The sequence below is a fragment of the Metamycoplasma phocicerebrale genome, assembly GCF_003383595.3.
Classification (GTDB): domain Bacteria; phylum Bacillota_I; class Bacilli_A; order Mycoplasmatales; family Metamycoplasmataceae; genus Metamycoplasma; species Metamycoplasma phocicerebrale.
The window spans coordinates 311,354-333,361 of record NZ_CP033058.2 but is presented as its reverse complement, the minus strand read 5'-3'; the positions used below and the strand labels follow the sequence as shown (position 1 = coordinate 333,361).

The 22,008-nt window shown below is 25.2% G+C and carries 15 protein-coding genes; 12 read left to right on the top strand and 3 right to left on the bottom strand.

Annotated features, from left to right (window positions below):
• The first annotated feature begins 10 nt into the window (after nucleotides 1-10).
• From DMC14_RS01310 to DMC14_RS01265, 10 genes are all read left to right on the top strand, one after another.
• Nucleotides 11-1,393 (top strand): ABC transporter ATP-binding protein, encoded by a 1,383-nt coding sequence (locus DMC14_RS01310; protein ID WP_116171441.1) that lies wholly within the window; start codon nucleotides 11-13, stop codon nucleotides 1,391-1,393.
• On the top strand, nucleotides 1,383-2,258 hold the full coding sequence (locus DMC14_RS01305) for an ABC transporter permease (protein WP_116171440.1): 876 nt from the start codon (nucleotides 1,383-1,385) through the stop codon (nucleotides 2,256-2,258). The genes DMC14_RS01310 and DMC14_RS01305 overlap by 11 nt, the downstream gene beginning before the upstream one ends.
• Nucleotides 2,251-3,114: an ABC transporter permease gene (locus DMC14_RS05995; protein WP_116171439.1), complete on the top strand. Its 864-nt coding sequence runs from the start codon at nucleotides 2,251-2,253 to the stop codon at nucleotides 3,112-3,114. The genes DMC14_RS01305 and DMC14_RS05995 overlap by 8 nt, the downstream gene beginning before the upstream one ends.
• Before the next feature lies 1 nt (nucleotide 3,115).
• Entirely contained in the window at nucleotides 3,116-4,870 is a 1,755-nt protein-coding gene (locus tag DMC14_RS05990) for a hypothetical protein (protein ID WP_116171438.1), read from the top strand.
• A gap of 177 nt (nucleotides 4,871-5,047) precedes the next feature.
• Nucleotides 5,048-6,391, top strand: coding sequence for an asparagine--tRNA ligase (gene asnS, locus DMC14_RS01290; protein WP_137412658.1), 1,344 nt, complete (start codon nucleotides 5,048-5,050; stop codon nucleotides 6,389-6,391).
• 6 nt (nucleotides 6,392-6,397) lie between these two features.
• Nucleotides 6,398-7,399, top strand: a complete 1,002-nt coding sequence (locus DMC14_RS05985; RefSeq protein ID WP_116171436.1) for a glycosyltransferase family 2 protein — start codon at nucleotides 6,398-6,400, stop codon at nucleotides 7,397-7,399.
• Nucleotides 7,393-8,049: an RDD family protein gene (locus DMC14_RS05980; RefSeq protein WP_116171435.1), complete on the top strand. Its 657-nt coding sequence runs from the start codon at nucleotides 7,393-7,395 to the stop codon at nucleotides 8,047-8,049. Before DMC14_RS05985 ends, DMC14_RS05980 begins: the two co-directional genes overlap by 7 nt.
• 116 nt (nucleotides 8,050-8,165) lie before the next feature.
• Nucleotides 8,166-10,382: an ATP-dependent helicase gene (locus DMC14_RS01275; RefSeq protein ID WP_116171434.1), complete on the top strand. Its 2,217-nt coding sequence runs from the start codon at nucleotides 8,166-8,168 to the stop codon at nucleotides 10,380-10,382.
• Entirely contained in the window at nucleotides 10,369-11,928 is a 1,560-nt protein-coding gene (locus tag DMC14_RS05975) for an MHO_4530 family protein (protein WP_116171433.1), read from the top strand. Before DMC14_RS01275 ends, DMC14_RS05975 begins: the two co-directional genes overlap by 14 nt.
• An 11-nt stretch (nucleotides 11,929-11,939) precedes the next feature.
• Entirely contained in the window at nucleotides 11,940-13,850 is a 1,911-nt protein-coding gene (locus DMC14_RS01265) for a M13 family metallopeptidase (RefSeq protein WP_116171432.1), read from the top strand.
• 23 nt (nucleotides 13,851-13,873) lie between these two features.
• Here the strand turns inward: DMC14_RS01265 and DMC14_RS01260 are convergent, their stop codons facing one another.
• Nucleotides 13,874-14,773 (bottom strand): nucleotidyltransferase, encoded by a 900-nt coding sequence (locus DMC14_RS01260; protein WP_175393435.1) that lies wholly within the window; start codon nucleotides 14,771-14,773, stop codon nucleotides 13,874-13,876.
• Complete coding sequence (locus DMC14_RS01255; RefSeq protein WP_116171431.1) at nucleotides 14,766-14,969, bottom strand: hypothetical protein; 204 nt, start codon at nucleotides 14,967-14,969, stop codon at nucleotides 14,766-14,768. The genes DMC14_RS01260 and DMC14_RS01255 overlap by 8 nt, the downstream gene beginning before the upstream one ends.
• Before the next feature lie 346 nt (nucleotides 14,970-15,315).
• Between DMC14_RS01255 and mnmE the strand changes: the two genes are divergently transcribed.
• Together mnmE and rlmD are read left to right on the top strand one after the other, a co-directional pair.
• Entirely contained in the window at nucleotides 15,316-16,665 is a 1,350-nt protein-coding gene (gene mnmE, locus DMC14_RS01250) for a tRNA uridine-5-carboxymethylaminomethyl(34) synthesis GTPase MnmE (RefSeq protein WP_116171793.1), read from the top strand.
• Between the two features lie 9 nt (nucleotides 16,666-16,674).
• The gene (gene rlmD / locus DMC14_RS01245; RefSeq protein WP_116171430.1) at nucleotides 16,675-18,033 is read left to right on the top strand and encodes a 23S rRNA (uracil(1939)-C(5))-methyltransferase RlmD; all 1,359 of its coding nucleotides are present in this window, start codon (nucleotides 16,675-16,677) and stop codon (nucleotides 18,031-18,033) included.
• Between the two features lie 559 nt (nucleotides 18,034-18,592).
• Here rlmD and DMC14_RS05970 read toward each other — a convergent pair.
• Complete coding sequence (locus DMC14_RS05970) at nucleotides 18,593-22,003, bottom strand: coiled-coil domain-containing protein (protein ID WP_116171429.1); 3,411 nt, start codon at nucleotides 22,001-22,003, stop codon at nucleotides 18,593-18,595.
• Between the last annotated feature and the right edge of the window lie 5 nt (nucleotides 22,004-22,008).

Sequence of the window (22,008 nt, the reverse complement as noted above, 5' to 3'; positions counted from 1 at the left end):
GGAGTTATAAATGGAAAATAAAAAAATGCAAAATGATAATTCTCCAATAATAGAATTAGTAGATGTTGTAAAAGAATTTGAAGATAAAACTGTTTTAGATAATGTTAATTTAAGCATTAAAAAAGGGGAATTTATAACTTTGTTGGGTCCTTCTGGTTCAGGTAAAACTACAATACTTCGTATTATTGGAGGGTTTGAATGAGTAACTAGAGGTGAGGTAAAGTTGCATGGAAAAGATATAAAAGATTTGTCTCCACACAAAAGAGATGTATCAACAATTTTTCAAGATTATGCTTTATTTCCTCATTTAAATGTTGAAAATAATATTAAATATGGCTTGAGATTACGTAGGATTCCAAAAACCAATATTCCAAAATCTTTTGAATCTAAATTAAACACTCAAAAGAAAAAATGAGAAAAATATGCAATTCAAAAAATGAAAAATTTAGACAAAGAATTTGAATTATATGAAAAAGAATTAAACACAAATTCTCAACTATCACAAAAGAAGAAAAATAAGTATCAAAAATGAATAGATGATATGGATTTTACATATTCATATTGAGAAAATTATGTAGATTTGAAAACTGAGGCTTATGAAAAACGTTATTTAACTAGAAGAATTAATAATGATGAAATGGATGCAGAAGTTAAAAAAATAATGGGCTTAGTTGGCTTGAGTGGCAATGAAAAGAAAAATGTAAACTTTCTTTCAGGTGGAATGAAACAAAGGGTCGCTTTAGCTAGGTCTTTAGTTATTGAGCCAGAAATTTTGTTACTAGATGAACCATTAAGTGCGTTAGATGCCAAAATTAGAGAAAAAATGCAATCTTTATTAAGAGATATTCAACAACAATTAGGTTTAACTTTTATATTTGTTACACATGATAGAAACGAAGCCTTACAACTTAGCGATAGAATAGCTGTTATAAGAGATGGAAAAGTTGAACAATTTACAACTCCAAAAGAATTATATGACTATCCTATAAACAAATGAGTAGCTAATTTTATAGGAGACTCTAACTTTTTTGATGCCACATTTATTAAAGACAATAAAGTAAAATTTTTATCTAAAACATTTGATACCATTCACACTGAATTTAAACCAAACGAATCAGTTGACGCTTTGATTAGACCAGAGGACATTGTAATAACTAGAATTAAGTCAAAAGCAAAACTATCAGGAACTATTGTAAAATCAACTTATGGTGGAAGTTATTACAATTATGATATAAATGTAAAAGATAAAATTATCCATGTAGAGACTTCTTCAAAACACAATGTTGGCAAAGAAGTTTATTTAGATTGAGATATAGATTCAATTCATTTAATGAAAAAAGATAAAAAAATGGAAGCTTTACAAAAGGAATTGGAGCAATCTAATGAAAATTAGAGAAATTTTAAAAAATAAACATAGAATTAAAAAACCAAAATTTTTTGCTCCTATGTCTAAATTACAAATTTCTTTATTAATTCCTTATATTCTTTTTTCAATATTGTTTATTATATTGCCCATGGTTTTTGTTTGCATTTACGCTTTAAAACCTTTGCAAAACCAAACAACTGCTGAAAACTGAGAAGTAGCTTTTAAGCCTTCGACATGAATCATTATTCTTAGATCTTTAGCAACAGGAATATTTGCAGCTTTATTTTCATTAATTATCGGTTTGCCTTATGCTTATATAGTATCTAGGTCTAAATCTAAAACAATTAAAATTTTAGGATTAACTTTAATTTTAAGCCCGCTCGCTATATTTACTATATCTAAAGCTTTAGCAATTAGAGGGTTGTTTTCTGCAATATTTGATGAAGATATGTTGAATAATAATTTCTTTATGGTTTTTGGTATGGTTTATTTATATTTGCCTTTTATGGTATTACCTTTATACCAAGTTTTAAAAGATATGCCCAATAACATTTTAGAAGCTTCAGAAGATTTAGGATATTCTAAGTTTAAAACTATATTTACAGTTATTATTCCTTATTGTTCTAAAGCTATTTTGAGTGGTTTTGGTATTGTCCTAATGATGTCAGCCACTTCTATTATTATTTCTGACAAATTATTACCAAATGGTTCACAAAAACAATTAATTGGTAATTTAATAAACCAATTTGCAAACACTGCAAATCCTTATGACTTGGCAAACTCATCAACTTTAGTTATTATTACTTTAGTGGTATTATTATCAATTTATGCTGTTTTATATGGTATTCCATATTTAATTGCTAAAAAAAGACAAGGGGGTTCTTATGAGTAAAATTAAAAACTTCTTAAAATATTCATATGTATTTTTAATTCTTGCCTTTTTATATATTCCAATTCTTTTTGGAGTTGTTTATAGTTTTAATGCTCCTTCTGATAAGGGTATTTTTTCGGTAACCACTTGAAATAAATTTTCTTATGAAGCTTATACCGAATTATTTTCTAAATCCCATGGTTTAGCATTTGTCAATTCTTTTTTATTAGGAATGATTACATCTATTCTAGTTATATCAATATCTTTATTGACGGTTTTTTCTTTATGAAGACATAAAAATAAATCCGCTAGATCATATGTACAAGCCACTTCTAATGTACCAATGATTAACCCCGATGTTATAACCGGTTTAACTTTAGCTATAGTATTGAATTTTATATTTTTTGGAACTTTAAAGGCAACTAGTGAAGGCTTTTTTAGATCTATTATTGGACACACAGTAATGTGCTTGCCTTATGGAATTTTAATAATGCTTCCAAAAAGCGATAAATTTTCTAAAAATATATTTGAAGCAAGTCAAGATTTGGGTTATTCAAAATTCCAAACTTGATTTAAAACATATTTTGTTTATATGTTGGGATCTATTGGGTTTACTTTTGTTATGACAATGACTTTATCTTTTGATGATTTTATAATAACTAGAATTGTTTCTAATACCGAAACTTTAGGAACTCAATTATATGCAGGTCAATTTCAAGCCTGATCACTAGCTATAGGAGCAATATCTTTATTATTTGTTATACTTGGAAATACTATTTATATAGTACTTAAAACTTCCCAAAATTCAAGAGCTAAAAAAGCAATTCAATTATCAAAAAAACAATCTCAAAGAGATTTCTATAAGGAGGCTTTATAAATTGAATAAAAGAGTTTTAAAACTTGTTTTAATATGAATTGGTTTAAGCTTTATAGCAATCATGTTTGGTCTTGCAATAATATTTAAATTTACTAATCATTATAGACCTAGTATTTATAATTATGAATCTTATTTGGCTCCTTCTATTATAAATAAATTAGAAAAAAATTACAATTACAAAGAGTTCAAAGAAATAAGTGAATTTACCCAAGCATTAACTCAAGATAAAGCTATAGCTGGAGTAGGAAGTGATTTCCAGGCTGCACAACTTATTTTGGATAAAAAAATTAGAAAAATTGATTTTAGTAAAGTGTTAGGGGAAGAAAACAAAGATTGAACTAAAAGAAAAAAATTATACACACAAAATGTTCAAGATCACTTAGAAAGTTTTGACTTTTTAATTTACAATAAGTTAGAAAAAATGAGTGAAGAGGAAAGAAAAAAGCGTGGTTTTGAAATTAATAAAAATTTAAAAAGATGAAGATCTATAGACAAAAATAACCAAACTGAATGAGACCACTTTTATGATTATATAATTCCTTACTTTGCACAAGATAAGGGTATAGCATACAATATAAACAAGACTTCTAGACCACATTTAAAAGTAGATTCTCCCGAAATTCAAGATTTAGAAAACAAAAGTTTAGAACTTGATTGAATGCAAATTTTTTCAGTATTAAAAGAAAATAAATATGAAAGAGTTGCTTGAACAAATGCTTATGTTGATAATTTAATGATTGGGGCTATTAATTATATGTATGAAAAGCCCGATGAATGAAAAAAAGTGTTTACTACTGATAATGGCAAATTATTTGAGTTTACAGAAGACAATTACAAAATTGCAATAGACTCATTTATACATTTTGTTGAAAAGGTTTCAGGTGCCTCTATAAAAGATACTTCGCACAACTTTTTAAGTGGAGACGGTTTAGAATTATTGAATCATGTTATTGAACCTAAAAGTTCAAGATCTGATTCTGGAGTTATATATAATGGTGATGCTCTTGATGCTTATTATTCTGAAGATAATTACTCAAGTGTCGAAGAAGGAACTATTCGTTTTATTAGACCTAAATTTAATTATGTTTTAGTAGATTGCTGAATAATTTCGCACAAATTGAGCGATGAAGATACTGATAATTTCTTAACTTCTTTAAAAGAACATGTATATTTTAACAATTCGCACTTCCTAAATAACAAAAGCATTCAAGATGGGTTGCATGACTTAGAAAAAGATTTTTTTGAAGTTTTAAAAGAAAACTTAAATGCCGAAGTAATTAGCAACACCAAAAAAGTTTTAAAATCTATTTTTGATAATGAAAGGCAAGGTGTAATAGAAGCATTAAATAAAAACGATAAATTCAAATTAGTAAATTGAAATGATTTTTTTAATTGAAAAAATCAAATAAATAAATTTTTATCAAATGATACCATTGGAGATTATTGAACTTGGTTAGAAATTGTAAGAAATAACTCTGATGAAGGATATGCATTATTTGAAGATGCTTTTAATGATACATTTACAAATTACCATTTTGCTGAATTGGCAAACTTTGATTACATATCATACACTCCTGCAGATAAATTAACTTATAAATTTATTGAAAAATGATATTTTGGAAATGACGAAATAGCAAAATCTATCTATTCACAACCTGCTGCAAGTTCAACATACCAACTATTTACATACCCTATAATTGATAATAATTTAAGAACAAAAATAGCAGCTTATTATTATGAAAGAACACGTTCTTAGAATTATTAAAGTGCTTAAATAGCACTTTTTTTGTTTATTATTTTTTTTACTTATAGCTTTATTTTTAAGCCTTAAAATTACAACTTATTAATTATTTCTATAGTTATTTAAAGTATAATTATTAGATATATTTAAATTAAGCGAAAACATTAAATTTTTATTAACAAGGAGCGCTTTATGACACTTAAACAACTGATAACAAACAAAGAAGAAATAAAAGAAAATCTAGATTACCAAATAGAAGGTTGAGTTATATCTAATAGAGGTAATGATAAAGTAAGATTTTTAACTATTAATGATGGTAGTACAGTTTCAAATTTACAAGTAGTTATTAAGGGTGAAAACATTCAAAATTGAAATATAGAAAATATTTCTTTAGGTTCATCTATTATTATAAAAGGAAACCTACATTTAACTCCAGAAGCCAAACAACCTTTTGAATTGTTGGCTTGTTCTTTAGAAGTTTTGAATAATGTTGATTTAGATTTTCCAATTCAAAAAAAAGAAACTACTTTAGATTTTTTAAGAGAAATTCCTCATTTAAGACATAGAACTAATTTATTTAGATCTGTTATGATAATAAGAAACTCTTTAACTTTTGAAATTCATAAATATTTTCAAGAAAATGGATTTTTAAATATGGCTTCGCCAATTATTACTTCTAATGATGGAGAAGGGGCAGGAGAAACTTTATTAGTTGACGATGAATCTAAAGACTTCTTTTTCAAACAAAAAGCATTTTTAGGGGTAACTGGACAATTACATGCTGAATCTTATGCAGCAGGTTTTAAAAAAGTTTATACATTCGGACCAACTTTTAGAGCGGAAAATTCTCATACTTCTAGACATTTGGCGGAGTTTTGAATGATAGAACCTGAAATAGCTTTTTATGATTTAAAAGATGTAATAACTTTAGCAGATGATTTATTAAAAACTGTAATTAAAAACACAATTAATAATTACCCTGATGAAATGAAATATTTGAATTCACAAAACCCCAATCTTTTAGATACTTTAGAAAAGTTTTTACACAATAAATTGACAGTATTAGATTACAAAGATGTAATAGAACAATTAAAAAAATATAAAGATAATTTTGAAGAAAAAAATATTTTCTTTGGTATGGATTTGGCTTCAGAACATGAAAAATTTTTAGCCGAAAAAATAGTAAAAGGACCTGTTGCTGTAATTAATTATCCAAAAGATATTAAAGCTTTTTATATGTATCAAAATGAAGATAACAAAACAGTTAGAGCCTTTGATTTATTGGTGCCAGGAATTGGGGAACTAATAGGCGGAAGCCAAAGGGAAGCAAGTTATGACAAATTAGTGAAAAGAATGAAGGATTTAAAAATACCTACTGAACCACTTCAATGATATTTAGATTTAAGACGTTTTGGATATGCACCTTCAAGTGGTTTTGGAATAGGTTTTGAAAGATTGGTTATGTATGTTACAGGCATTTCAAATATTAGAGATGCAATTCCATTTCCTCGTGTTGCTGGCCAAATTAAAATGTAGGACTTTATGAAAACAAATTTAACTATAATTATCCCAATATATAATCCAGTAATACCTTTATCTAATATTCTTAGCAACATATACAAACAAAAAAGCCAAAACTTTAATGTTATATTAACGGTTGACAGACCTAAAGATGAATATTTCTTTGAAATTGATGAATTACAAATGAAATTAAAAGAACGTTTAAAGGTTATTTTTAATACTTCGCACCAACACATTGATTTAGTTATAAAACAAGCGCTTGATTTAGTTGACACTCCATATGTATTTATTTATTATTCATATTGCAATATTAAAAGTGAATTTGTTAAAAGAATAGATACCTTTTTAGACAAGTTAAATATAAAACCAGATTTTGTAGAAATGCCAGGTTCTGTAAGAGGAATATCTAACTTTAGCACAAGGTCCGAATTATTACCTTCTTTAGGAGTTGTAAATTTAAAAGAAAATAAGGAACCCTTTCTTCTTGTTACACCTTTTGTTTTTAATTATTTTATTAAAACTAAAGTTGCTTATAAAATTTTTGATTCGCCTAGAATTAAGGACTCTAATTTAGAATATTCACCTAATTTTGTTTATAGAGCACTTTTAAATTCTGAAACATTTGCATATTTTAACGATACCTGAATAGAAAATTGAAATTATAGTTTTTTGGCTTTTAATCCTAAGTCTTTAACGCGTTGCTGAAATTCAATTTTTAGTAGTTTTAATGATATTGATGGGGAAACAAAACAAGCCTTGGAATTCGCTAAATTTATGAATTATTGTTATTACGTTTGTGGTTTTATTGGTATTTTTAAAACTAAAAAAGATTCATTAGAATCTAAATCATTACTAAATATCAAAAATTCTTTATTGAAAGAAATTGAAACTTTTAAGTCAGAATGAGAAAAACAAATTAAAAACAATAAATATTTTATTAAATACAAAATTGAAGATTTAAAAAAATTAACTAATGGTTTTAAATCAAAGTGAGAGTTAATATTTAAAAAGTTTTTATGATAGTAACTATTAATAAAAAAGCTAATTTTTGAATTAGACTTTTAGCAACTATAATTGATTTAATTTTGTTTGTTGTTTTTGCACTAGCAACTTCTTTTATAGTTTTTAATTATAAAAAAGCAGATTTTTATACTAATCAACTTCTTTATAAAGAGTTAATTTATCGTTTTTGATTACTAAGTTTAATTTTGTTTTTAGTTTTAACTTATATAGTTTTTCCAATACTTACCAAAGGCAAGACTATTGGTATGCTCATTTGTAAAATAAAGGTAATTTTGACAAATAAAAATATAAAACTTTCGAAAGCTATTTTTGATCGACAAAGGTTATTTTCTTTTTTATGAATTTTTGTATTTATTGCATTTATGTTGATGTCTACTGATGCTTTTTTAAAAGCAACAAGAGGTAAAAATTTAAATAATGTTGAAAAAGTTGTATTCGCATTACCAGTAACTTTGGCAACAATAGCCTTAGGTTTGGACTTATTTATGATAATTACTGGTGCCGGGGCAACTAGAGTTAGTTGAAATGATAAATTTTCACAAACAAGAACAGTTTGAATTAATAAATTTGAAGAAATTATTGAAGAAGAAAATATTAATAAAAAAATATATCCAAAAAAACGAGAATTACCTAATATAAGTATTTTATAAAAGACCTGTTTTGTGTGTCTTTTTTATACTTCCAAAGAATTATAAAAATTTAATAAGGTATAATTATATAAGGTAATTTATATATTTATATAAAAATATAGAAATAAGGGGTTAAAATGCTTAATTTAGATAATTTAAATGAACAACAAAGAAAGGCTGTCGAATATAACGATGGTCCTTTAAGAATAATAGCAGGAGCGGGTTCGGGAAAAACTAGAGTTTTAACCTATAAAATTGCATACTTAATTGAAAAGTTAAATGTTAACCCTTCAAAAATTTTAGCTTTAACTTTTTCAAACAAAGCTGCTAATGAAATGAAACAAAGAGTTAGCACAATGTTAGACAATCCAGATAAATTGCCTTTAATTAGCACTTTTCATGCTATTTGCGCAAGAATTTTAAGATATGAAATTCACTTACTAGGATATAATAACGATTTTCAAATTATTGATGAAATAGATCAAAAAGCTATTTTAAAATCTGTGTATACTGAATTGCAGATTTCACATCTTGAATATAGTTATAGTTCAATGTTAAGTTATATACAAAATAAAAAAAATTCTTTATTTGATTTTTTAAATGTTATTGATGAAAAAATAGATAACTCTCTTTCTCCATTGGAAAGAAGAATAATAGAAACCAAAGACAACATTTATAAACACTATCAAGAAAGACTCCAAAGATCTAAAGCCTTAGACTTTGATGATCTTTTAGTTTTTGTATATAAATTATTTTATGATCCGGAATATAGCAACATTGCAAAAAAATGAGGTCGCCGTTTTGATTATTTACTTGTTGATGAGTTTCAAGACACAAGTATTATTCAATACAAGATTTTACAAAAGCTTTGCTCTACTGATAAACTAACCATTGTTGGAGACCCAGATCAAACTATTTATAGTTGGCGTAATGCAGACATTAATATAATCATTAATTTTCACAATGATTTTCCAAACACAGTAACAGTTAAACTAGAAGAAAATTATCGTTCCACCAAAAAAATTCTTAATCATGCCAACAAATTAATTTCTAAAAATAAAATTAGGCTAGAAAAAGATTTATACACTCATAATGAAGACGGAGAAGATGTTGAATTTTATTGTGGGCACAATGAGGAAGCTGAAGCAAGGTGAATAGCGCAAAAAATATCAGAACTAAAGAGATCCAGAGTTCAATTAAAAAATATTGCTATTTTATATCGTACTAATAGCTATTCAAGAGCTATTGAAGAAGCATTAATTAAAGAAAACACTATATATAAAATATTCGGTTCTATTAAGTTCTACCAAAGAGAAGAAATTAAAGACGCTTTAGCTTATTTAAGAGTAATACATGATGGTAGTGAATTGATGCTATTAAGAATTATTAACAAACCAACCAGAAAAATAGGGGATATAACAATTGACAGATTAATTGATTTTGCCAGATCTAAAAAAACAGATTTATATGATGCAATTGAAAGAAATTTTGACGATATTAGAAGCGAACTTAAAGTTTCTAATATTACTATAGAAAAACTTGCCAAATTAATCAATGCTATAAGATGGGCTAGAGTTGCTTTGAAAACAAATCCTATAAGTAGTACATTAAAAGAGTTTATGATGAACACAATAGGATATTTTGAAATATTCAAAAGTTCCGAAGAAGAATATGAGGCTAAGAAAGAAAACTTTTTAAGTTTAATAAGCGCAATAGAAAACTGAGAAAAAATACACACCCATGGAACAATAGATGAGTATTTACAAGAAATTACATTAATAACAGATAGAGATGTAGAAGATGACGCAACAAGTTTTGTTTCATTAATGACCGTCCACAATGCTAAGGGATTAGAATTTGATTATGTTTTTATTTGTGGTTTGGCTGAAGGAATATTTCCTCTTAGAAGAGCTATTTCAATAGCCCCTAATAAAGATTTTACTTTTTTAAATAATTCAAATACAAAAGAAGAAAATGTTGAAGGGTTAGAAGAAGAAAGAAGATTAGTTTATGTTGCAATAACAAGAGCTAAAACAAAATTATTTTTATCATTTGCTATAAATAAAAGTGGCTATACAAAAAGCAGCAGATTTTTGAAAGAGGCCAGCATTCAAGAACAAAGTTCAAGCATTAATTTAGCTAACGACTTTTCTTATGCAGAAGAAAACCAAAATAATAATAGCGATTTAATTGTCGGTGATGAAATTATGCACCAAACTTTTGGTAAGGGTACAATTATTGATATGGTTGGAACGATAATAACAATTAAATTTCCAAATTTAAAAACTACAAAACAGTTTGAAAGATCACATCATTCTATAAAGAAATGGGAGACTAAAAATGACGGAAAGTAGTATAAGAATTGTTTGGGTTATTTTTCTTTTATTATCAGTAATTTCGGCAGTAAGCTTAATAGGTTATTTTGCATATAGAGCTAGAATAAAAACATCTAACAAAAACGGTTTTTCTAATTTTTTAGTTGACACCGAAAAAGAACGTATAAGAATTAATATTCATATAAAAGAAGTATGAACTCAACCTTCTTTTATTAAAAAAGTAAATTTTGCTCATAATAAATGAAGAAAATTAGATGACTTTTTAAGCCTTCTTGATAATAAATCTAAAGCTATGTTTATTAGTGCAATTAAAAACAAAGAACTTGTGGGAATAAATACTATTATTGCTCACAATAAAAAATCGTTTGTAAATACAAAAGTGAACATTACAATAAATTCATTTGAAAATAATTTAGTTTATTTTACTTTAAATTGAATTGAAAACGACGCTAGAGAAGATAGAGTATTTGAATCAATAAACATAAACACTGATTATTTGCTAGATAGAAGCAGCGAATATTTAGCATATTGCTTTATATTAAATATAAAAGAAATTGGTAATGTTAATAATTTTGTATCGCTTTTTAAATTGAACTGTGTTAAAAAAAAGATGTATAATATTAAAGTGTTTTTAGATTGAAATAAATTGTTTTTTGTAGTACCTTTTTCAAAAATAATGGAAAAAAGAGCTTCACAATATATAAAAAATTTTGCTAAGTGATCATTATTATATAAACACTTATTTATTAAAAGTTTTTGTTTCAAACACACCTTATTAATAAAAAGAGAAGTTAATACTTACCAAACGCTTTTTGATTACATAAAAGCTAATAATTTTATTTTAACAGATAATTGTTTTCTAACTGATAAAATTTATGAAGACATTTCTTTTTTAACTTTTAAAGAAAAATATGAATATGTATTAAGCGAAATTAATAATAGTTATTCTGTTGACTTGAAAAAGATTAATATTTTTAATTTTGAAGACAAAAAGTTTAAAATTAATTTAATGCGAACAGATTTAAAATTTGATGTTCTTAACATTAAATCCGATTTTGAACTTTCTAGTTTAGATTTGTATAAAAATCTTTATTTAAATGTGTTTAATAATCCAGATGAATTTCAATTAAATGGAAAATTATTATTTATTAATGATTTCATTTTTAACTTAATAGAAAATAAAAAAATTGAAAATTGTTTACTAAACTTTAAATCTTTTCAACCAATAATATCAGCCAACTCAGAAAAGAGTATATTCAGAGCAAAAAAGAAAATAGAAATTATTCAAAAAAACAATGCAAATGTTGGAGTTGGTCTTAAAATTAGCAAAATTAATAATGATTTAATTTCACTAATTAACAGTTGAATAAAGATAATATGAGTGGATAAAAGTTTTGTGGACAAATTAAATAACCCAGAAGTTCTTTTATATATAAGTATGATATATAGAAAAGCAAGACAATACAATATTCTTATATTTTTTGAGGGTTTAGATATAAAAAATTATAGGAAGGTTTTACAAACAGACGACTTAGAACTTTATTACACAAAACAATCAATTTAAGGAGAAATAATATGAATAAAAAATTAATTAAAGATAACTTTTTCGAAGCCGTTAATGGCGAATGATTATCTAAACACAAAATTCCAGATGATAAATCTGGCACCGGTTCTTTTGAACGACTTGATGAAAAACTAAATAAATTAAAAATTAAATTATTAAACAAGTGGTCTAAAGAAAGCAATGAAATTCAAAATAACCCAATTCTAATAGAATTGGTAAAGTTTTATACAATGGCTAATAATTGAAATGATCGTAAAAAACATGGTATCAAACCTGTTTTATCAATTTTAGATAGAATAACTAGTTTTAAAAGTTGGAGTGACATTCAAGATAATTATTCATATTTAACTTTGCATAATTTATCAGCTCCAATGCCTTTTTTTGTTGAAACAGATTTTAAAAATTATGAAAAACAAGAATTATATATTTCTTGTCCAAATGTTATTTTGCCAGAAAAAAAATATTATTTAGACGAACAAAAAAAGATTTCTTTGTATAACTTATGAAAAGAAATGGTAACAAAATTATTAAAAAAAGTAAATAAAAATGAACAATGAATAAGTAATTTAATAGAAAAGGCTTTAAAATGAGATACCGAAGCAGCTAAATATATTTTATCTGCCGAAGATTGGGCGATTATTTCAAAAATTTATAACCCAAAACAGGTATCAGAATTTGATGAAAAAGTAACAAATTTTAAAATGTCAAAAATTATAGGAGACCTTTTACATAAAAATGTAGATAGAGTAATAGCTGTTTCTGATGATTTGATTGAAAGTTATTCAAAATTAATAACTAAAGAAAATTTTGAAAATTATCAAGCTTTCTTATATATTGATACCCTTCTTTCTTTAGCTGAATTTTTAGATTATGATAGTGCTGTAATAGCGGGTGAATTTAGTAGAAAATTAAAGGGACAATTAAAACCTTTGAGCAAAACCCGCTTAGCAATGAAATTGAGCGCTGACGGTTATTATAAAATGGCGTTCGGAAAATATTACGGAGAAACTTATTTTGGCAAAGCAAACAAGAAAAATGTTGAACACATGATTCAAAAAATGATATCTATTTATGAAAAAAGATTAAGTGAAAATAATTGATTATCGCAAAAAACAAAAGAAAAAGCAATTTTCAAATTATCTAAAATTGGTGTTTATGTTGGGTATCCTGATATTATAGATAATTTCTATAACGATTTAAAAGTAACAAAATATAACGGTTATGATGATTTTATAATGAATGTTTTGAACTTTAATGCTATTAAAAACAAAAGTAAATTTGAAGAATATGGCAAGAAAAAAAATAAAGACCTTTGAAGTATGACACCTGCCATTATAAATGCATATTACAATCCTACAAGCAATATAATTGTTTTTCCAGCCGGTATTTTACAAGCTCCTTTTTATAGTGATAAGCAATCTTCTTCCTCAAATTATGGGGGTATTGGAGCAGTAATTGCTCACGAAATATCTCATGCATTTGACAATAATGGATCTAACTTTGATGAAGTCGGAAATATGATTAATTGATGAACAGAAGAAGATAAAAAAGAATTTGATTTAAGAGCACAAAAAATGATAGATTTATTCGATGGTAGAGAAACAGAGGTTGGCAAATGTAATGGTAAGCTAACTGTATCGGAGAATATTGCTGATGCCGGAGGGGTTTCTTGTGCACTAGAAGCAGCAAAAAGTGAAGACGATTTTAATGCTAAAAAGTTTTATATATCATATGCTACAAATTGAAGAGCTAAGTATAGACCAGAATTTCAAAAACTTTTATTAGATGTGGATGTTCATGCTCCGGTTATTCTAAGAGCAAATGTTCAAGTACAAAATTCTGATGATTTTTACAATACATTTAAAATAAAAAAAGGCGATAAAATGTATTTAAGCCCAGAAAAAAGGGTAAAAATTTGATAATAAAAAAGCAAAATTTTGCTTTTTTATTTTTTCTTTTTTTGCTTCAAAACATATAAATAGACTCTTTTAATTCTAGAATTTGTATATCTTTTCGAAGTACAAGCGCTAATAAACTCATCATAATTTTTAGCACTTATATTTTTTTTAAATAAGTTTTCCATTCCTTCGGACACAAGTTGTATATTAGAGAGGTCTTTGGTTGTTTTTTTAGTTACTATTTTTTGAAACTTTTTATAAGTATTTTCTATTCTTTTAACTTTTTTTAGTTTTATTGGCGAATACTTAGAAATATCTTTCCTTTCTTTTATCATTTTTCTTAGTTGGGTTCCTGATGCATAGATAGATTCTATTTCATCCGAACTATGAGAAACCGTTCTTTTTATGCAATTAAGTTTTATATTTAAATTATTATTCACAATATATTTTGTATATTCAAAACCTAAAACATCTTGAGGTATTTCTTCTTCTTTTATAATATGTTTTAAAGCCTCATAACAAGAAAATATAAAAGATCTTCCTGTTTTCATTATTTCTTTAGCTTTTTTATTATAAAAATCGTAATTTTCTTTCAATGCTTTAGCTGCGTTTATATATTTATTTATGTTTTCGGTGTCAGATGCACCAAAAACTAAAACATTTATGCCATATTTATTCAAAACATCAATCGACCCTTTAGCAAAAATATGAGCAGCTTGAGTAGAAGTTTCAAAACTTAATTTCAAAACTTTATCAACACCATATTGTTTGGCTATTTTTTTTCTTTGAGAAAATGTTTGACAAGCAATTTCTCCTCTTTGTGTATAATTGGAAGATAAAGCCACTATTAATTTTGATTTAGGATAAATTTCTTTTATTTTTTTTATCAAATAAATATGCCCATTATGAAATGGGTTAAATTCGGCTATTAATCCTATTTTAATCATTTTTCTTTTTATCTTTCTTTAATTTAATCTCTTGAAAATCAATTAAGTCTTGGTTTTTTCATATTTCGATTTCGCGAGTTTGTTCTACTTCACATTCTTTGTGATAGTCCTCAAAATTTTTAAAATCTACAAAACCGTTCTTCTTTTTTTTAATAGATTTATTCTTCTTTATCTTTTTGCTTTCTTTTTTTAACATTTATACCTCTATTTACTATTCATTTTAATTATATATATTAAAAAAATAATTAATTAACTATTATAAAACAATCTACAAAAAACACTTTTAAACTAGGTTAATTTTTAAAATTTTTTTATTTGTTTTACAGTATTGTCAATAGTTTTGCATTAAACCGGTTGTTATTAACACTATTTTTTTGAAAAAAATTCCTTAATCTTAGTTGAATTTAAAGTTATTAACTTAACAACATTCCTTATTATTATATTTAATTTAAATAAACCTATAAACCCCTAAGATTATTTTTACTTTTATGTTTATTAAATTTATTAAAAACTTATTTATTATATATAATATAATAACTATTATGTTGAACAAAAACTATATAAATGATACTATTGCAGCAATATCTTCCGGAAATATAAATCAAGCTATTTCTATTATTAGACTTTCTGGGCCAGAAGCAATAGAAATAATTAAAAAAATATATAAAGGTAAAATAGGCAAAGACAAAACAATAACATATGGTTATATTGTAGATCCTTCTAATAATAAAATAATTGATGAAGTATTAGTTAATTTTTTTATAGGCTCAAAAAATTATATTGGTCAAGACACAGTTGAAATTAATGCTCATGGTGGAATTATAGTAACAAATAAAATTTTAAATTTAATTATTGCAAATGGAGCTAGATTAGCTGAAAGAGGAGAATTTTCAAAAAGAGCCTTTTTAAATGGAAAAATTTCCTTAGATAAAGCTGAAGCTATTAATTCTTTAATACATGCTAAAACAAATATTCAAACAGAAATAGCTATCAAACAATTTGATAATAAAGATGATTTAATAATTGAAAAATTAGAGCAACAACTTTTAAATATTATTTCAATTATAGAAATTAATATTGATTATTCTGATTATAATGATATTGAACAAATGAATTCTAATAAATTAATAAAATTGATAACAAATTTAAAAAATAATATTGAGCAAATAATTAAAAAGTCCGAAAATGCTGTAGATGTTTATAATGGTATAAAAGTAGCAATTGTCGGTAAGCCAAATGTAGGTAAATCATCTCTATTGAATGTTTTACTAGGCAAAGAAAAGGCTATCGTTACTGATATAGCTGGAACAACTAGAGATATTGTTGAGGGAGATTATGAAATAAATGGTATTCCATTTAAAATAATTGATACTGCCGGGATAAGAAAAACTAATAATAAAGTTGAATATATAGGCATTCAGAGATCAATTGAAACAATAAATGAAGCCAAAATTATAATACATTTATTTACACCTGAATTAAAAGAAAATGAAGAAGATAAAACTATAAAAGAACTATCAAAAAACAAAATTTACATACCTGTAATTAATAAAAGCGATTTACTAACGAAAAAAGTTTCAAAAAATTTTGTTCAAATATCAGCAATTAATAAAAATATATGAGAATTAAAAAATGCTTTAATTAAAAATTATTTAAACCTAGATTATAGCGATCCAGAACTAATTTACAATACAAGAAGGCTAGGATTACTAAAGCATGCTAATAACTGCTTATATGACGCTTTAAATGGCTTAAAACAAGGTTTTGGACCTGAGGTAGTCATATTAGATATCAATAAAAGTTGATCATTGTTAAGAGAAATTTTAAATAAAGAGTATGACAATGAAACACTTCTAGATAATATGTTTAGTAAATTTTGTTTAGGAAAATAGGTAAAATAAATGACGAATAAAAAAATAATTTTAGAAAAAGATTTAATAATAAAGAAAGTAAAAACAGAAGTTGAACCTTTTTATTGTGGCTTGTCATATCAAGCTCTATGCGTGAATAGAGATTTTTCAATTCCGATTTTTATATATAATTTATTACCTAATGAAGAAGCGGATATTAAAATTACTTATTATTCTAAAAAATGTTGCTTTGCCGAAGTTGTTAAATATAGGAAATTATCACCCTTGCGTTTAATTTTAAACAAGAATGAGGAAAAATTATATATAACAGGTTCTGCTCCGTTAATGAGTTTAGATTATGAAAACCAATTAAAATTTAAACAATTTTTAATAAAAAGTTTGTTTGAAAGAAATTTGAAATTCGCAAACGTTTCACCCATAATATCTTCGAATTGTAAACAAGGGTACCGCAACAAGATTTCAATTCACGTTGATTACCAAAAAAATAAACCCATTTTAGGTTTTTATAAAAAATATAGTCATGAGTTAGTTGAACAATTTGATATTTATTTAGGTGTATATGCGATTAGAGAATTTTATAAGAATGTTTTGCATTCGCCTACAACTGAATATAACAAACAACTGAACAAAGCCATATTTAATTTAAAACCAAAGCAAATAGTTTTGAGAGCACCAAAAACCTCTCTTGCAACAATCGAAATAATTATTGATACGGAAAATAAATTTAACAGAAAACAAATAGATAAATTGGAAGAATTAAATAAACAAAAACCAGTTTTTAAATTTAGTATATTTCAAAATAAAAAATGATTAAATATATTAGACCACAAAGGTATTGATTATGAAATGGAAAAATATATTTTTAGTGTTCAAAATGATAGTTTTTATCAAATAAATGAAGGAATAACTAATTTAATATATAACCAAATATTAGATTGAATACCATTACAGAACTTAATTATTTGTGATGCTTTTGCGGGTGTGGCTACAATCGGAACATACATCTCAAGCAAAGCGAAAAAAATTTATTCAATAGAAACTAACCAAAATTCGATTAATAAAGCTATTGAAAATTTAAACAAAAATAATATAAAAAATATTGAAGTAATAAAAGAAGATGCTAATGATTGAATAGTAAAAAATAAAGAAAAAATAGATATTATTATTTTTGATCCACCAAGAAGTGGATTAAATTTAAATACATTAGAATCTATTAATAAGTCAAATATTAAAACAATAATATATTTAAGTTGTGATCCCAAAACTCTTGTTAGAGACTTAAGAGAATTATCTAAATATGATTATCTTATTAAAGAAGTTATACCATATGATATGTTTCCTCAAACTTATCATGTGGAAACGCTAGTAATGTTAAGAAGACAAAAATAAAACAAAAAAAAGATATGAAAATATACAGTTTTTAAAGATATTACAAAAAAACGTAGCATGGCTAAATCCATGCTCTTAATATTTAGATTTTATTCCTATTTATCTAGTAATTACATATTACATAATAAAATTCTTGAATTGCTACTAAATAAATTAAAAGTTTGTTAAACAATAAAAAATAAAAAACAAGCAAAAGAGTTAAGTATAAAAAGAATAAAGTAGCTTTGGTTTATAAATAATATTAAATTTTTAATAACACTACCATTTTTTTATTTGATATATAATAATTAAGTGGTTTTTAAACCACAAAAAACAATTATCATTTATTTTAAAGTTTCTATCTATAAAATTTTCATATATAAAACAGCTTACTGTTATTTGATGTTAGATCTCAAATATTTAACTCTATTTATTTATTTATATCTCTTTACAATCTTTTATCGTTCCTTTCTGGTGATAACCATTTTTAAAAACAGTAAGTCATTTAAAACCTCCTTTTAGAAAAAAACAATAATAAAAAATAGCAAATTCGTTTGCTATTTTTTTATAAAACATTTTGTTAAAAACTTAGGTTTCCATTGTTGCTTTGAAGTACTATGTCCATGAATAAACGCTCTCTATGAACTGCATTTTGGCTATCTCCTACTAAGAATAATCTAGCTCTATTTCCTCCATGGTTTTTTGTACTAGGATCTTTTGCAGAATATAGACTAACAAATTGGGTTTTCATTTCACCTATAACCTTGTTTTTAAATTGTTCATAAGTCATTTCTTTTTTATAGAAAATTTTATAAGGAGCTTCTGTTTGTATAACCCCAAATTGGTCATATACGCCAAAATCCTTAATAGCATGTAAAACAATTCTCATTATACCAACACTATTCAAAACTTTGTATACATCATAAATTTGTTGATAAGTAATTGCTTCATTTGTTTGGATAGTGCTTGTTTTTTCATCATAAATTAATGTACCATCTTCTTGCCTACTAATGATAATTTTAGTTTTAAAATTAGGTATTTTAATTTCAAAATTAGTTTCACTGGTTTGAATTGAATTATTGATTTCAAAAGCATTTTCTAACATATAATTATCTCATTCTACCACTTCATTTGTAGCGGTTAATGCTTGTAAGTATTTATAAATTAAATTATCTGCTTTGTTTGTTGTTTCAACAGCTAAAGCTTCAATTCTTCTTGATATTGCTCAAACTTTATCTTTTCCATATATATTGTAAGGTGCTCAATTAAAATGTCTTTGTCTTGTAGCAAAATCACTTTCTGCATAAAAAAAGTGATATAAATCATTAACAGATAAGTTTTCTTTAAAACCTAAATGTGTAGGGTGTGATAGTTTTTTAAATCCACTAATTTTTGTTTCACGAATAATATTAGATTTTATATTTAATGAAGGATGAATAATTTTATATTTTAAAGTTAATTCACCGGTTTGATCATTTGGCGAATAATGAACAAATTCAATATTATATTCGGTGCCCAAAGAAGTTGTTATATCAATAGAATCTAAGTTTTCACCAACTTCTGAAGCTAAAGAATTTTTAGTTGATGCATCAACATCCATTGTTGTATCTTTAAAATTGTTTGGATTATCTAGCTCAGCTTGTTTCAATTCCTTTATCTTTGCAGAATAATCAGCGGTTATAGTTTCTGCTTTTTGTGTTTCTAAATTTTCTGTTGTTTGTACATAATCTGTGGCATTTGCCAAATTAGGTTTTAAAACAGAAACTTTAAATGAAATTGTGTTGTTAGCTGTATCAATAACTAAGTTTGATAATTTAACAACTTCATCACTATCTAAAGCTTTATTTTGGTTATTTAAAGTAAAGTATTTATTTAAAGTATTGTAAGCATCATCTTTGTTATTGTTTAAATCATCATAAACATTTTGAAGAGTTTGACCATTTAATTCTTTTAAAGAAATCGAATCAAATGTTCATGGTTGATAAGCCACTAAATTATTTCCACTTTTTTCAATAATTACTTTTTTGTTACCCAAATCTAAATCTGGATATTTAATTGAAGATACTTTATATTCAACATATAATTTTGGTGTTTTGTCATTTGCAAAAGTATTTATAATTTCAAAATTAAATAAACTGTTATCTAAAATTTGAGTTGGATCATTTTTGTCAACAATTTTAAAATTGTTATTTTGCTTTGCAATGTTTGAAGGTAAAGAGTCTTGTACATTTAATACAAGTTCATAATTATTTAATTGATCTAAAATAGAAGCTTTCAATTTAGTATTTGAGTTATTTAAAATAACATCTAAATTACTTTGTAATTGATTAATTTCGGTTTCTTTATATTTATATTTAGTGCCTTCTGCTTTAAGAGAATTAATAAAAGTTTGAATTGTCTTAGAATCTTCTAAAACTTTTTCAATTTTTGCTTGGTCTGAGCCGGCAATGTTTAAGTCATCGGTTGCTTTATCGATTTTAGATTGAATATCTTGAATAGAAGAATCAATTTCTTGTTTTTTATTTTCCATTTTTTGAGTTTCTTCTTGCAATGTAGTTTTAGCTAATTCTACTGTATTTTTTAATGTATCAAATTCTGCTTGCACTTTAGTTTTTGTAATGCTATCAATAGAATTTAATTTTGCTTCACTATCATTTATATCTTGTTGTAATTTTGTTAAATCAACAGGCTTTTGAACATAATCAATGTCTTCTTTAGCTTTATTTATAGAGGTAATTAATGTGCTATTTAAATCTGTTAATTCTCCCTTTAAGGTATTGAATTCGGCATTTAATTTATCATCAATAGCCTTAATTTTATCATTTACTATTTTTAGTTGGTTATCGGCTGTAGTTTTTTGATTAGCATAATCTTTATCTAATGCTAATTGAGAAGAACTTTCTAATTTTGCTTTTGAATTTTCTAATAATGTTCTAGCTTCTCTTAATTTTGTCTTATCATTACCCGCTAAAGCTGTGTCAGCTTTAGAAAGAGGAACTATTGTTTCATTTTTAGCTACTAACACTGCATTTTCAACTTCTTGCTTACTTGCATCTAAATTTGCTTTTAAACTTGTGTTTGTTGTCTTGGCTAGTTCCAACTTTTCTTTAAGTTCTGTAATTAAATTTTGAATTTCTACAATTCCGTCATTTTTAACTTCATTTTTAGCTTCATTATGTATTAATTCATTTGATGCTATTTTATATTCTAAGTCGCTTAATTTTAAAGTTAAAGAATCAACTTTATTTATTTTGCCATTAGCTCCTTTAATTGCTTCATTTAATTCTTCAATAGCTTCTTTTAATTTAGATTTTTGAAGTTTAATTCTTTCTTCTTCAATTTTTTCTAATTCTTGAATTTTGGTTCTTAATTCAGCAAGTTTAATTTCACCATTAGAAATTGGGGCTGTTAATTCATTAGCTTCACTGTCCAATTTTAAGTTAGTTGCTTCTTTTTGAATATCTTTTGCTTTTAAAATTTCTTGTGATAAACCTTTTTCTATTTTTGCTAATTTAATTATATCTAGAGGAGTTTCTGATAATGCGTCGTTAGCTTGTTGAATAAGAGTATTAATATTATTCTTTACATCTAGAATTTGTTGTTTTACTATGGTTTTTAATTTATCATCAATTTCAACTTCTTTTTCATCTATTGATTTTGAATCCTCTTTTAATTTATTTTCTATTTCTTTTTCATTTAATACTTTAGCTTTTTCTGTAATTTCTTTAGCTAATTTGTTTACTTCTTCTAATTTTGTTTTGGCTTCTGAAAGTTTTTGTTTATCATTTGTTTTTAATGCTTCGTTTGCCTTTTGTTTAGCTTCTTTAATAAGCTCATTTAAGTTTTTAATATCATTTTCTAGTTTTTGTTTTGGACTTAAAGTTTTATTTTCTTTTTTTGCTAATAAAACTGCTGTAGTAGCACCAGCTACTGTTATTCCCATAATACCTAATGAAATTAAAACTATACTTCTTTTTTTGGATGAATTCATGTGGT